The 13,732-nt window shown below is 55.0% G+C and carries 12 protein-coding genes; 6 read left to right on the top strand and 6 right to left on the bottom strand.

Annotated features, from left to right (window positions below; translation table 11 throughout):
* Window positions 1-36: 36 nt before the first annotated feature.
* The 4 genes from H144_RS0105715 to H144_RS0105700 form a co-directional block, all read right to left on the bottom strand.
* Entirely contained in the window at window positions 37-390 is a 354-nt protein-coding gene (locus H144_RS0105715; RefSeq protein WP_019941086.1) for a response regulator, read from the bottom strand.
* Window positions 391-640: 250 nt separating this feature from the next.
* Window positions 641-1,462 (bottom strand): sugar phosphate isomerase/epimerase family protein, encoded by an 822-nt coding sequence (locus H144_RS0105710; protein WP_019941085.1) that lies wholly within the window; start codon window positions 1,460-1,462, stop codon window positions 641-643.
* Window positions 1,463-1,473: 11 nt separating this feature from the next.
* The gene (locus H144_RS0105705; RefSeq protein WP_019941084.1) at window positions 1,474-2,847 is read right to left on the bottom strand and encodes a sugar porter family MFS transporter; all 1,374 of its coding nucleotides are present in this window, start codon (window positions 2,845-2,847) and stop codon (window positions 1,474-1,476) included.
* Between the two features lie 10 nt (window positions 2,848-2,857).
* A complete protein-coding gene (locus H144_RS0105700) occupies window positions 2,858-3,709 on the bottom strand; it encodes a phytanoyl-CoA dioxygenase family protein (protein ID WP_019941083.1) in 852 nt (283 codons plus the stop codon).
* A gap of 145 nt (window positions 3,710-3,854) precedes the next feature.
* On the opposite strand from H144_RS0105700, the gene H144_RS0105695 reads away from it, so the two are divergent.
* Entirely contained in the window at window positions 3,855-4,754 is a 900-nt protein-coding gene (locus tag H144_RS0105695; RefSeq protein ID WP_019941082.1) for an AraC family transcriptional regulator, read from the top strand.
* Here H144_RS0105695 and H144_RS0105690 read toward each other — a convergent pair.
* On the bottom strand, window positions 4,744-7,155 hold the full coding sequence (locus tag H144_RS0105690) for a glycoside hydrolase family 9 protein (RefSeq protein WP_019941081.1): 2,412 nt from the start codon (window positions 7,153-7,155) through the stop codon (window positions 4,744-4,746). The genes H144_RS0105695 and H144_RS0105690 overlap by 11 nt on opposite strands.
* Before the next feature lie 289 nt (window positions 7,156-7,444).
* Between H144_RS0105690 and H144_RS0105685 the strand changes: the two genes are divergently transcribed.
* From H144_RS0105685 to H144_RS0105665, 5 genes are all read left to right on the top strand, one after another.
* Window positions 7,445-8,605: a homogentisate 1,2-dioxygenase gene (locus H144_RS0105685; protein ID WP_019941080.1), complete on the top strand. Its 1,161-nt coding sequence runs from the start codon at window positions 7,445-7,447 to the stop codon at window positions 8,603-8,605.
* A 142-nt stretch (window positions 8,606-8,747) separates the two neighbouring features.
* Complete coding sequence (gene hppD, locus H144_RS0105680; protein ID WP_026350443.1) at window positions 8,748-9,875, top strand: 4-hydroxyphenylpyruvate dioxygenase; 1,128 nt, start codon at window positions 8,748-8,750, stop codon at window positions 9,873-9,875.
* Window positions 9,876-9,893: 18 nt separating this feature from the next.
* Window positions 9,894-10,622, top strand: a complete 729-nt coding sequence (locus H144_RS0105675; protein ID WP_019941078.1) for a phenylalanine 4-monooxygenase — start codon at window positions 9,894-9,896, stop codon at window positions 10,620-10,622.
* A gap of 12 nt (window positions 10,623-10,634) precedes the next feature.
* Complete coding sequence (fahA, locus tag H144_RS0105670) at window positions 10,635-11,870, top strand: fumarylacetoacetase (RefSeq protein ID WP_019941077.1); 1,236 nt, start codon at window positions 10,635-10,637, stop codon at window positions 11,868-11,870.
* 63 nt (window positions 11,871-11,933) lie between these two features.
* Window positions 11,934-12,536 (top strand): TetR family transcriptional regulator C-terminal domain-containing protein, encoded by a 603-nt coding sequence (locus H144_RS0105665; protein ID WP_019941076.1) that lies wholly within the window; start codon window positions 11,934-11,936, stop codon window positions 12,534-12,536.
* A 38-nt stretch (window positions 12,537-12,574) separates the two neighbouring features.
* Here H144_RS0105665 and H144_RS0105660 read toward each other — a convergent pair whose 3' ends face one another.
* Window positions 12,575-13,732, bottom strand: coding sequence for an efflux RND transporter periplasmic adaptor subunit (locus tag H144_RS0105660; protein ID WP_033402451.1), 1,158 nt, complete (start codon window positions 13,730-13,732; stop codon window positions 12,575-12,577).

Here is a 13,732-nt window from a genome sequence, read left to right as displayed (position 1 = left end):
TCGGGCCCCCGGCGTTCTGAAAATGCCTTTTGGTAATTAGTAAAGTCGTGAAACCATCAGCGTGCGAAGCTGCTGCTCGTCCCAGGGTTTGTTGACATAGCTGTGAAAATACCCCTTACCGGCGGCCCAACGGAATTCGTCGGTGTAAGCGTTGCCGGTGAGCAGTACGCGCATGCTCGCAGGATATTGGTCGGAAGCCAGTTTGAGGAATTCGAGCCCGGTCATTTCAGGCATCTGGTGGTCGGCAAAAATGACGTCGATTTTGTGCTCATCCAGGATTTTGAATCCTTCTTCGGTTGATTTGGCCAGGTAAATCTTGGCATCCCTTCGGAACGTCGCTTTAAAGGAATTCAGATTATTGATTTCATGGTCAACATAAAGGATGCTCATAGTTATTAGATCGATCGGGGTTACTACAAAGCAAATTTATGAATTAACTCATTAACCGGAACTACAATTCCGGCCCGTAAAACAATTGCCTGTACATATTAAATTCCCAAAAGTATACTATTTCTACGCAGCGTCGAAGAAATCAACTCATTGTCAGCATTTTAATGACAAAAAATTTATTTAACGGTAAATACCGATTCCAGCAAAATTTTAAGAAAAATTTAGTGACACTTAACCTTTCGGGCTGTTTTTACAGCGGTATATCCAAATGATAGCGCTCTTTGAGCAAAATCATCATATATACATTTACATCCCACTGGCTCACGAGCGGCATCTTGGTGTAAGGCATCGAGGGCATGTATGGCAAGGGACCGAATTCGGTGGTGATCGTGAGCGACGTGTCGTTTTGGCGGTGCATTTCGACGATGCGGTCCCACCAGTCGAGGTGTGCGTTCACCACTTCTTTCCATTCGGGCGCGCGCGGATCGTTCACCTGCGGGCCTTCGGGATGGCCTACCCGGCTGTGGATATGGTCGGTGCGCGAAATGGCCAGCGCGACTTCGTCGGGCAAATCGGCCAGTAACGACTCGTGAACGCTGCACCAATGGGAAACATCGAAGGCGATTCGCAGGTTGGGATCGGCTTGCAGGTACGGCATCGCCACGTGCGCGGCGAAAAGGCATTTGCCGCGGTGCGTTTCGTGGACGATCGGGATGCCGGATTCGGCCGAAAGCCGGGCAGCCAACGCAAACAACCGCTGATTTTGCGCTTTATTGAAATAGTCCTTACCGGTCTGGCAGTTGATCAGCACCGGCCCGGCCTCGATCAGGTTGCGCAGGTACATTTCGTAATTCCCGGCGTGGGTGTCGAGGTCTTTTTCAAACGACTGCCAGTACTGGCCGATCAGTTTCAGATCATGCGCCTCCAATACATCCAGGATCGCCTGTTTTTCCTCGTCGTCGAGCGGCAGCGCCATTTCCACCCCGTCGTAGCCGGCGGCCCGTACATTTTGACAAAATGTCTCGAAAGGAAGCGTATTACCCCATTCCGGAGCAAAGAATTCGATTTTCATTCAATGGATGGTCAGCTTTTCTGTAATAGTTTTTCAATTTCTTCCAAAGACCTGCCCTTGGTTTCGGGCACGCGGTTCCGGACAAAAAAGAAGTAGATCAGGCAAATGCCTGCATGTACCAAAAAGGTGACCGGCATACCGAAATACTGGTTCATCACCGGGAATAAGGCCGTTGTGAAGAAGTTGGCGATCCATAATGCCAGCGTAGCCACGGCCATGGCGTTGCCCCGGATGCGGTTCGGAAAGATTTCCGAAAGTGCCACCCAGGTTACCGGCCCGAGCGTGGCCGAATACACGCCGATAAACGCCAGTACGAACACGAGTACCCACGTTCCCGACCATTGCAGGTAAAATGCCGCCGACAATGCCACCGCATCTGCAAAAAGCAGGAATGCGCCGTATTGCAGCAGTTTTTTACGCCCGGCCTTGTCGATGGTAGCTATCGCGATGAATGTGAATATGAAGTTGGTAATGCCGATGATGATTGACTGCAAAAATGCCGAATCCTGGCCGACCCCTGCCTTTTTGAACAATTCCGGCGCGTATGAAAAGATGGAATTCTGCCCGACGATCTGTGAAAAAATGGCGATCATAATGCCGATGAACACAATGTGCCACGCGTCCTTCCGGAAGAGATCGGCTAATTGGGACCGGGTCTTATCGGCGAAACTCTTTTCGATCTGCTCCTGCTCTGCCAATGCATAGTCCAGCCCGCCAACGCGTTCCAGCACAATATGCGCCTCAAACTCCCGGCCGGCACGGATCAGCCACCGCGGGCTTTCGGAAGCCGTAAACAGACTGAAATAGAATAGCAGCGCGGGGATCGACTGGGACGAAAACATCCACCGCCAATTGTCCTCGACATTCAGCAGGAGGTAGTTAGACAGGTAAGCCAGCAATATCCCGACCACGATCGAGAGCTGGTAAAACGATACCGTCGTGCCGCGCATGGGTGCCGGCGAGATTTCGGCCAGGTAAATCGGGCATACCAACGCGGCCGCTCCTACGGCGACGCCGCTCAGCATGCGAAAACAGATAAACATCGTAAAGTTTTCGGCCCAGCCGGTGCCGCCGCCGGTGACGGCAAACAGGATCGCGCAGATCATCAGGAGTTTCTTCCGGCCCAGGCGCTCGCAAAGGTACCCGCCCATGATGGCGCCGATGGCCGCGCCGAGGTTAATGCAGCCCACCGCCCAGCCGGTTTCCAGCTCGTTCAGCCCGAAATGCGCCTGAAAGAACGCGACCGTCCCGGAAATGATCACGAGGTCGAAGCCGAACAAAATCCCGCCCAGCGCCGCAATGGCGCTGAGCAGATAAACATAACCTTTGTTGATTCGAACGGGACCGGTTTGCAGGGAGGAAAATGTGCCGGCGGTGTGTGCCATCGTGTGTGTATTATTTGAGTGAAACATCTGCTTCCTTGCTGAGAAAATCGGCGTCCGATTCGGCCAGCCCGGCCGTTTCCCACGTCAGCAGTGCGTCGTCGGGAACGATATCGATGGGCGTAATGCTCGCCGAAGACGACGACGATTCGTTATAACCGATATTGGCGGAGCGGTTGTAGCAGGAAATCAGCGACCAGCGCGCCCGGTCCGACACGTTCGCTTCCGACCGGTGCAGGATATTGCTGTGAAAAAACAGCGCGTCGCCGGCATTCAGCTCCACATACACGTGTTCCATCGTTTTCAGCGCCAGGTCCACATATTTCTGCGACGCCCCTACCTGCTCGCCCGAGAACCCGTGCTCCACGCGGCCCATTTTGTGCGACCCCCTGATCACTTGCAGGCAGCCGTTTTCCACGTTTGCGTCCGTCACGGCGATCATCACGGACATCATTTGCTCGGGAAACAGAAATTCGTTTTTGTACCAGTATCCATAGTCCTGGTGCCATTCCCAGGCCCCGCCTACGCGCGGCTCTTTCTGCATGAGTTTGGAATGGTAATGGCATACTGAATGCCCCTCGTCGCCCCGCTGGCGTTCCAGCAGCTGGTCTACCGCGCCCACGAGCGTTTCGCCGCGGGTCAACAGCCCGTATACATCGTCGCCGGGCTTGTACCAGAGCGAAAGCTTGCTGCGCTTGCCGGTGCTGTCGTTGACATTGATCGCGTGCTTGCTGATTGCCGCGTCGTCGACGGCGATGCGGTACAGGCGGGACACTTCTTCCTCGTCGTAAAACCCGCGGACGATCAGGTAACCGTCTTCGTGGTACTGCTGAATCTGGGCGGGTGTCAAAAGCTGCTTTGCCATGATAGTGGGATTAGAAATAGCCAATTTGTATTATAACCGCACAAAATTCATTTATTCCAAGACATAAACGAATGAACAATTTTGTCCAAAACATGGATTATCTTACCTTTACCCAATCCATTCACGCACATCGGCTACACACATTATGCGCAAAAGCAGGGGCTTCCAGGGCGAGCTCATCATCGAAATACCCAGGGTGGCTACGGCGCATTGCGAGCAACTGCCGCTGATAGGCCAGCTGTACATCGCCCGGATGGGCTATTATCCCAAAGCATTGCACCATTATTACCACCGGCCGCACGGCATTTCCCAGGGCATCCTGCTGTATTGCAGCGCGGGCAGGGGCTGGGTGGAAACCGGCGGCAGCACCTCCCAGGTACACGCGGGCGAAATATTCGTTTTACCGATGGATGCGCCTCATTCTTACGGCGCTGACCCGCTCAACCCGTGGAGCATTTACTGGATGCACCTCGCCGGCGGCCAATGCCAGGCTGCCGTGGCGGCCATCATGGAGCGCGACGGCGAAACGGACCGCAGCGTCCAGGTAGGCTATTCGGAAGAGCGCAATGGGCTTTTCACCCACATTGCCAACACCCTGCTCAAAGGGTACAGCGCCTCCAACCTGCTGCATGCCAACCTCGCACTTCCGCATTACCTGTCGTCGTTCATCGCACCCGAGCATTTCGGCAGGCCGGCGCTGGCGGAAGCCATTGCCAGCCCTACCGAAAAGGCGATCCTGCACATGCAGGAAAATCTTTCAAATTCCCTTTCACTGGATAATATTGCCCGTTCGGTAAATCTTTCCGTGTCGTTTTTTTCCAGGAGATTTAAAAAAGATACCGGTTATGCGCCGATCGAATATTTCAACTACCTCCGCATTCAGAAAGCCTGTCAGCTCCTGCACTTTGGTACGATGCGCGTCAACGAGGTCGCTTCGGCCATCGGTATCGACGACCCTTTCTATTTTTCCCGGCTTTTCAAACAGCAAATGGGCATATCCCCCGCGCATTACAAGCGCGACAAAGGCGGAAATTTCAGTTCTTGAAAATCCGTTGCGTGAAAAGGCGCTCGCTGCCCCGCTCGACCTGCAACAGGTAAATACCCTTCGGCAGATCGGCAATGGACACCCGGCCGCTGCCATTCACGGGGCTGCGCATCAGCTCCACGCCCGACATACTCATGAGTTTCACCGTGGCCGGGCCTACGTGCTTCGGCATTTGCAGGTCTACGAAATCCGTCAGCGGGTTCGGGCCGAGGCGGAATGAAGCGTCGCCGTTGCGGTATAGCGCGATGATTTTGGAATACTCGAACTGCCCATCGGTATCCACCTGTTTCAACCGGTAATAAGTCGTGGTATTGGGCGTTTCGGCATCCGTAAATGTGTAGTAATGGGCCTGCTGCGAAGTGCGGCTACCCGGTACCTCGCCTATCATCCTGAAATCCAGCCCATCCGCCGACCGCTCGACTTCGAAACGCTCATTATCCACTTCCGACACCGTTTTCCAATACAGCTGCGCCTGGCCGCTGGTCAGTTCTTTGACATAAAAATCGGCGAGTTCCACGGGCAGCGGGTCTTCGATCGGCAGGGTCGAATGGGCGAGGAGGCGAACGTAGGCCGCCTGGTAATAGATAGCCGGCTCTGTAATTTCCCAGCTGTTGGTCGGCCAGCCGGTATTGAAATCGAGGTAGCTCTTCTGGCGCGGCTGGCCGTAGGGCGGACTCTGCGTGTTAATGGTATAATCGGCATTCGGGCCGCCGGTGACGTAGCCCGGCGCCGGGCCGTTGGGCGACGTCAGCGCGTTGTCGTATATGGTGCCGTCGTTGAACCACGTATGGTAAATCTCGTTCGCGCACCGGTCGCCGCCCACGCCGTACATATTCGACAGGTATACAATCCCTTGCGGGTTTATTCCATGAAAATAATGGATCTGCTCGGCGGCTTTCCGGCGCAAGCCGGCCGCATTGCCCAGGCCCGCTTTGAGCATCGTGCGGTTCACATTGGCATAATCCGCCTTGGGCATATTGCTGCCCCAGTGGTACGACCAGTCGGGCATGAACGCACGGTATAAATCGGCGTTCGTCCAGCCGAAGAAGTCGTTCCAGTTGTTGTTCACCGCACTGCCGGCCGAATTCAGGATCGCTGTCGCCACGGCCGGGGTCGCATTGGGAAGCCTGGCGTAACGGAGCAGGGCATCCTGCAATTCGGTGGCGTCCACACCCCAGAAGCCCGAGCTCATCACGTCGGTACCCGCGTAATTGTTCGTCACAAACTGGTTGTAAACGGCATTTCCGGTCCTTTCAAACAGGTAAATGGCCGCGATCAGCAGCATGTTCCGCTGCGGGCCCGTGCCCACATCCGCATCGCCCGACACAATGCTGCCGTCGTCGCAATTGGTTTGTAAGGCAGATGTATTGTAAAACGGCAGCACGTAATTGAAACAACTGGCGGCCTTCGCTTCCAGCTGCCCCGCGTACGCGGCGAGCGCGGGGATACCCGCATACACGAGCGACGCGTGCGAGAAAACCGACGCAATGGTGGCGGATGCCGAAGTGCAAACAGGGCCGTAATAGCGGCCGTCGACGTTCACGCTGGGCGGCGAGGAAATGTTTTCGCTGTAATTGCGGCTGCCCATCTTGTTGTGGGTACTGCCATCGGCATTGGTCATTTTAAAAAGCCAGTCGAGCTCCCATTTCACCTCGTCGAGGATGTCGGGGATGCCGTTTTTGCTCTCGGGGATATTGAAATTATCGGTAAAAACGGCCGGATTTTCCTCATAGGCATACAACAGGTCGTGCAGCGGGCTGTGCGTGAACGACACATATTTGTTGTAATCCCCCGCATCGAACCACCCGCCCGTCAGCTCCCTTTCGAGCGCAGCATTGCTCTGGTCGTACACGTAACGGGCATTGGCATCCTGCAATGGATGGGCAAAATTGTTGCCGTCCGTCCATTTGCCGGCAGCATAGGGCGCCGCTTTTGCCATGTTGCAGCGGTTGTAGTAAAACATCTTCATGGCTGCCAGCATCACATTGCCGTAGGGATTAGGGGCAATTTCAAAAACCGCCGAGCGCTGGTTGTTCACCCCGTCGAACACATAATAACTCCCTGCGGCCGTCAATGCCGAAAAATCGAACCACCACCCCTGGTCACCGGAATTGGCTTGCGTATTACCATTGTTCCAGACTGTCACCGGTCCCGAGAATGCGACCGCATGGTTAACACTGTTCCGCACTTCGAGCGTGGCGGGCGGTGTATAGCTCAACGCCGCGTTGTAACCCTGGACGGGGTTGCTCAGCACGGCCACCTTCTCGGCGGCGGGCGCGTAGCCAAACTGGTCGACGTGGATAAACTGGCTAACCTGCGCCCCGGCCCGCAACGTGAACAGCGCGATGAGCAGAAATGTAAAAATGCCCCTTCCGGGCGAATGGAGGTAATGTTTCCGCATGGCTGCGATTTTTTAATGGTGAAAAAAACGGTTGTTAAACAACAGAGCGGCAGGAAGGCCTCGTGAATCAGGATGGGGGAAATCGGCGTTGCTGAAATGGTAGCTGCGACCGAAATGCAGTTCAAATTTATTCTTATTATTTGATCGAACAAATATGAATGCACTTAGAACTTATTAAGCGTTATCAATATTGACATTTTAAAAATAATACAAATTTTTATTTAAATATTGATTTGTTTTTCTTATAATTGCATAGACAACCATTGGCTAACTTACTAATGCGAAGGATATGCCGATTTATCATCAACTAGGAACCATTCCGCCCAAGCGGCACACGCAGTTTCGCAAAAACGACGGCGGGCTTTATTATGAAGAACTCTTCGGAACGATCGGTTTCGAAGGCATGTCTTCCCTCCTCTATCACACCTGGCGGCCCACGCAGGTGAAGTCGATTGGCGAGCCTTACGATGTACAGCCCCGTATTGCAGTCGGCAATAATATGACCATGCGAAAGCTGATTGGCTTCGACATTCAACCGGCGGCCGATTACCTCGAAAGCCGAGTGTCATTGCTCGTGAACCGCGACCTGATATTCGGCCTGGCGGCGCCGCAGGGCCTTCCGATGGATTATTTTTACAAAAATACCGATGCCGACGAGCTGCTGTTCGTACACCGCGGTTCGGGCCGGCTGCGGACGCCGTTCGGGCAAGTGCCGTTTACCTACGGCGACTATGTGCTGATCCCGCGCGGGACGATTTACCAGATCGAATTCGACGGCGCGGACAACCGGCTGCTGTACCTCGAATCGCATTCGCCCATTTACACGCCAAAGCGCTACCGCAACCATTTCGGGCAGCTGACCGAGCATTCGCCTTACTGCGAGCGCGATTACATCCTGCCCCGTCACCTCGAAACGCACGACCAACACGGCGATTTTCTCATCAAAATCAAGAAACAGGGGCATATTCACCCGCTAACCTACGAAACGCACCCGTTCGACGTGATCGGCTGGGACGGTTACAATTATCCCTGGGCATTTTCGATCCATAATTTCGAACCCATTACCGGCCGCATTCATCAGCCGCCGCCGGTACACCAGACGTTCCAGACCGACGCGTTCGTTGTATGCTCCTTTTGTCCAAGGCTTTACGACTACCACCCGCTGGCCATACCGGCCCCATACAACCACAGCAACATCGATTCCGACGAGGTGCTTTACTACGTCGACGGCGATTTCATGAGCCGCAACGACATCGCACAGGGGCATATTACCCTCCACCCCGGCGGCATCCCGCACGGCCCGCACCCCGGCGCATACGAGCGAAGCATCGGTAAAAAAGAAACCCGGGAACTTGCCGTCATGGTCGATACCTTCCGCCCGCTGATGCTGACGGAGCAGGCTGTTGCCATTGATGACGGGCGGTATTTTAGCAGCTGGGCCGAGGGGTAATGTATTCAAGAATTGTCAGTAATGGTCAGGAAATAGTGAGGTGTTGCCAGGAATAGGCATTCAGTTACTTCAACAAAATGACAACACCTGACTAAAAGTGACCATACCTGACCACAACGAACAACCGATCAACAACCACACCATGTCCACCCTGCCAGCACCAACCGCCCCGCCGACAACCCCCGATTTCCTTCCCATCAATGGTACGGATTATGTCGAGTTGTTTGTCGGCAATGCCTTGCAATCGGCGCACTATTTCCGGAATGCATTCGGGTTTCAGCCGCTGGCGATGGCCGGGCTCGAAACCGGGCTCACCGACCGCGAATCCTACGTGGTCGTTCAGGGCAAGATCCGGCTCGTTTTTACTTCCCCACTCCACGGCGGCACGCCCATCGGCGCGCATATCGACCGGCATGGCGATGGCGTAAAGGCCATCGCGCTATGGGTCGACGACGCCCGGCAGGCTTACCGGGAAACGGTGAAACGAGGTGCGCGGCCGTTTCTCGAACCGCTTGCCGAGAAAGACCGCGACGGGCAGACCGTCCGGTCGGGGATCTGCACGTATGGTGACACGGTGCACATTTTCGTGGAACGGAAAGACTATCACGGCACTTTCCTGCCCGGATTTGTGACCTGGCAGCCCGAGCATTCGCCGGAGCCTGCGGGCCTGCGGTATATCGATCACATGGTCGGCAATGTCGGGTGGAACGAAATGAACCGCTGGGTGAAGTTTTATGAGGAGGTAATGGGGTTCAAAATGATGGTTTCGTTTGACGACAAGGACATTTCTACCGACTATTCGGCATTGATGAGCAAGGTGATGAGCAACGGGAACGGACGCATCAAATTCCCGATCAACGAGCCGGCGGAGGGTAAAAAGAAGTCGCAGGTGGAAGAATACCTCGATTTTTACGGCGGACCGGGCGTGCAGCACATTGCCGTCGCAACCGACCATATCGTGGACACCGTGCATGCCCTGCGCGAGCGAGGGGTGGAATTTCTTCGGGTACCGGCGGCCTATTACGACGACCTCGAACAGCGCGTCGGCCATATCGACGAGGATATTGCCAGCCTCCGTGAGCTCGGTATCCTCGTCGACCGCGACGATGAGGGGTACCTCCTGCAAATTTTCACCAAACCCGTGATGCCTCGCCCGACGCTTTTTTTCGAGATTATCCAACGAAAAGGGGCACAATCTTTTGGAAAAGGCAATTTCAAAGCATTGTTCGAAGCGATCGAGCGCGAGCAGATGCTGCGGGGCACGCTCTGATGTAAACCTTTGTCAATCATGAACCAGGACTATCGACATTATACCCCGGCCGACCACCGGATGTGGCAGCAGCTTTTCACCCGGCAAATGGCGCAGCTGCCGCGCATTGCCAGCCGCGCCTACCTGGACGGCGTCGAAAAGGTCGGTTTCGTGGCCGGCCACATTCCCGATTTCGATCGGGAAACGAACCCGGCACTTCACAAATTGACAGGCTGGGAAGTATACGTTGTGCCCGGCCTGATCCCGCACCGCGAATTTTACACGCATTTGTACAACCGGCAATTTCCGGCTACCAGCTGGCTGCGCAAACCCGAGCAGATCGACTATCTCGAAGAACCCGATATGTTCCACGACACATTCGGGCACGTTCCCCTGCTCAGCAACCAGGCATTCTGCGATTTTATGGCGCATTTGAGCGAGGTCGCATTGAAGCATATCGATCAGGAGGAAGTTTTACAGCGCATTTCGCGGCTGTACTGGTACACGGTCGAGTTCGGGCTGATCCGGGAGGATGGTACCTTGAAAATCTACGGCGGCGGCATTATCTCATCGTCGGGAGAGAGTACGTACTGCCTGCGTGAAGACGTGCCCAAGCGCGATTTCGACCTGCCGATGGTGCTGGATACGCCTTACCATATTGACCGCTACCAGGACCATTATTTTGTCATTGATTCCTACGACCAGCTGTACGAATCCGTAACCGGCATCGAGCCATTGCTGGAAGCATATTCGGCCCAGCAGGCTTAACACTTTCAACCTATGCAATCCTGGCTCCCCATCGCACCCGATTCCGACTTTTCCATCCATAACCTGCCGTTCGGGATATTCAGCGACGAACGCCCGGCGCGGGCAGGCGTGGCGATCGGCGACTGGGTACTGGACCTGGCCGCGGCTTACGCATTGGACCTTTTTCCGCATTATCCGGAGGCCGGCGGCGTTTTCCGAAAGCCCGTGCTGAATGACCTGATGACACTCGGCCGGGAATTTTCCGATTATGTGCGAAAAACCGTTCAACACGCGCTTTGCGAGCCTGGCTCCGTATTGCAGCAATATGCCGGCCACTTGCTGATACCACTTCGGGACGTGCAGATGCATATGCCGATGAAGGTCGGCAATTACACCGATTTCTATTCGAGTGAGGAACATGCATTCGGCGTCGGGCAGCTTTTCCGGCCCGAAAACCCCCTGTTTCCCAACTGGAAGCATTTGCCCGTCGCCTATCACGGCCGGGCGTCTTCCATCGTCGTGTCGGGCACGCCGGTACGCCGACCGTGGGGGCAGGTGGGGCAAAAGGACGGGAATCCGGCATTTATCCCTACCAATGCGCTGGATTACGAGCTGGAACTGGCATTTGTGATCGGCAAAGATTCGGTCTTCGGCCGCCCGGTACCGGTGGGCGAGGCGGAAGATTACATTTTCGGGGTGGTGCTTTTCAATGACTGGTCGGCCCGCGATATTCAGCGCTGGGAATACCAGCCGCTGGGACCATTTACGAGCAAAAACTTCGCATCCGGCATTTCACCGTGGATCGTCACGTGGGATGCATTGCAGCTCTTCCGCGTACCCGCGCCAGCGCAATCGCCTGCGCCAATTCCCTACCTTGCCGCAAATCCGCGTACTAATTTCGACCTGTCGCTTTCGGTGAGCATCAAACCGGAGCACGGCGAAGAATCGGTCGTTTGCCAAACCAATGCCCGACACTTGTACTGGACGGCCGCGCAGCAGATTGCCCATCACACCATCACCGGCTGCAACCTGCAAACAGGCGACCTGCTCGCTACCGGCACCATCAGCAGCCGCGAGCTCACCGGCAAAGGCTGCCTGCTCGAAGCCACTGTCAATGGTCAGCAGCGCATTCAACTTGCAAATGGTGCCGAAAGGCGCTTTCTGGAAGACCACGACGTCGTTTGTATGCGGGGTTTCGGGCAAAAAGAAAATGTCCGCGTCGGTTTCGGCGAATTACGGGGGAAAATCCTGCCCGCAATCTCAGCCTGACACCCTTTGACAGCTGCATTTCCATTTGTTAAAATAAATACCAATTGGTATATTTGTAGTACTATGAATGCAGGAACATCGAAAGCCGAGCGTACGCGCAACTTCATTATTGAAAAAACCGCCGAAATTTTCAACCGGAAAGGGTATGCAGGCACATCCATGTCGGATATCACCGAGGCGACCGGCCTCACGAAGGGCAGCATCTACGGTAATTTCGAGAACAAGGAGGAAGTGGCGCTGGCGGTATTTGAATACAACCGCTCGCTCGTTTTCAATACCGTGAAGGCCCAGCTCGACAAAGCCCCGACCTACTACGAAAAACTGATGGTGTACGGCCGTGTATATAAAAACGTGATTTCGAGCGTAGGCAACCGCGGCGGATGCCCCATCCTGAATACCGCCGTCGAGGCCGACGATACCAACGTCCCGCTCCAGTTAAGCGCGGCCAAGGCGCTGAACAGCTGGAAAAAAAGTCTGATGGACATTATCCGGCTTGGTACCGAGGCCGGCGAGTTCCAGCCGGGCGTCAATGCCGAGGAAATGGCCGTTTCCATAATCGCCCTCATCGAAGGAGGGGTCATGTTTTCAAAAGTGACCGGTGATTATCGCCATATGGAGCACGTCCTAGCGACGGTACAGGCGCTCGTCAACCGCATCAAAGCATAGGCAGGCGAGCAGCTTCCCGCTCCCTGCCCATCTCTTCGTTAGTGCTCTTCTTCGTCCGCGTTTTTCAGTTTGGACAATAATGCATAGGCCCCTTTCACAACGAAAGTGCTGTTTTCCTTCGCAGTGGCCGGCATTTTCACCTCGGTAAATCCATTTTCGGAAATACCTCTCGACACTTCCACCATATCGAAGCCACGCTCCTTTTTCGGGTCTTTCACAAACACGTACGATTTCCCTTCAAAGTCCACGACCGCTTCGTCGGGCAAGGCATTCACGGGATTTGCGCCGGTTTCGATGACCGCTTTCACGAAGTTTTGCGGCAGCAGGCTGTGGTCTTCGCTTTCGAGGTGGCAATGCACGCGCACCGTACGGTCGTCGTTGATTTTTTGGTTAATCAAATAAACCTTCGCCAGATCCTCCTGTGCCGGGTTGTTGCTCACCCGGAAACGCACCAGCTGTCCCAGCTTCACTTTGGGAATATCCTGCTCAAAAACAGCCAGTTCCACATGCAAGTGATCGGTATCGACGATTTCGAACATGACGTCCGTCGGGTTTACGTATTTGCCCAGGTTCACATTCACGACCGTTACAGAGCCCGCAATGGGCGAGCGGATGGACGCCGTGCTGGCAATATGGCCCTTTTCCAGCCCGGCCATGTCGATACCGGCCGTGCGGATGCGCTCCTTCAACCCGGCGAGCCGCGCAAGCAGCACTTTCAGCTCGGACGACGCCTGCTGCAATGCCTTTTGCGCATTCACATTCTCCTTGCTTAGCTCGCTCTGGCGCTGATACTCCTGCCCGGCATATTCCAGCTTGCCCTGGGTTTCGAGGTAATCCTGCTGCATGGGGATAAAATCGGGGTTTTCGACCACCGCCAGCACTTCTCCCTTCTGCACTTTCATCCCCTGCAACAATTCCGATTTCCGGACAAACCCGCCGAGCGGCGCAGAAATGCTTACCAGGTTCTGCGGCGGAATGTCGATCACGCCATTGGCGGCTACGGTCCCGCTCAGTTTCCTTACCGAAAAGCCGGCGGTTTCAATGCCGGCCGTTTCGTATTGGGCCTGCGTCAAGTCTACCTGACTGGTTTCTTCGGTTGCGGGCGCTTCCGCAGCCTCCCCGGCTTCCTTGTCCGCGCCCGGCTTGCAGGCGGCTGCGGCGAATGCCAGCAACAGTGCAAATGCTATATTTTTCAT

This window comes from Dyadobacter beijingensis DSM 21582 (genome assembly GCF_000382205.1).
Classification (GTDB): domain Bacteria; phylum Bacteroidota; class Bacteroidia; order Cytophagales; family Spirosomataceae; genus Dyadobacter; species Dyadobacter beijingensis.
The sequence above is the reverse complement of the archived record's forward strand: the minus strand, read 5'-3'. Positions and strand labels throughout refer to the sequence as shown.

What these genes read in the sequence shown, in the direction of transcription:
- H144_RS0105665 (WP_019941076.1), top strand. Translation starts at nt 11,934, where the DNA reads ATGAATGCAGGAACATCGAAAGCCGAGCGTACGCGCAACTTCATTATT.
- fahA (WP_019941077.1), top strand. Translation starts at nt 10,635, where the DNA reads ATGCAATCCTGGCTCCCCATCGCACCCGATTCCGACTTTTCCATCCAT.
- H144_RS0105675 (WP_019941078.1), top strand. Translation starts at nt 9,894, where the DNA reads ATGAACCAGGACTATCGACATTATACCCCGGCCGACCACCGGATGTGG.
- H144_RS0105660 (WP_033402451.1), bottom strand. Translation starts at nt 13,732, where the DNA reads ATGAAAAATATAGCATTTGCACTGTTGCTGGCATTCGCCGCAGCCGCC.
- H144_RS0105700 (WP_019941083.1), bottom strand. Translation starts at nt 3,709, where the DNA reads ATGGCAAAGCAGCTTTTGACACCCGCCCAGATTCAGCAGTACCACGAA.
- hppD (WP_026350443.1), top strand. Translation starts at nt 8,748, where the DNA reads ATGTCCACCCTGCCAGCACCAACCGCCCCGCCGACAACCCCCGATTTC.
- H144_RS0105715 (WP_019941086.1), bottom strand. Translation starts at nt 390, where the DNA reads ATGAGCATCCTTTATGTTGACCATGAAATCAATAATCTGAATTCCTTT.
- H144_RS0105710 (WP_019941085.1), bottom strand. Translation starts at nt 1,462, where the DNA reads ATGAAAATCGAATTCTTTGCTCCGGAATGGGGTAATACGCTTCCTTTC.
- H144_RS0105695 (WP_019941082.1), top strand. Translation starts at nt 3,855, where the DNA reads ATGCGCAAAAGCAGGGGCTTCCAGGGCGAGCTCATCATCGAAATACCC.
- H144_RS0105690 (WP_019941081.1), bottom strand. Translation starts at nt 7,155, where the DNA reads ATGCGGAAACATTACCTCCATTCGCCCGGAAGGGGCATTTTTACATTT.
- H144_RS0105685 (WP_019941080.1), top strand. Translation starts at nt 7,445, where the DNA reads ATGCCGATTTATCATCAACTAGGAACCATTCCGCCCAAGCGGCACACG.
- H144_RS0105705 (WP_019941084.1), bottom strand. Translation starts at nt 2,847, where the DNA reads ATGGCACACACCGCCGGCACATTTTCCTCCCTGCAAACCGGTCCCGTT.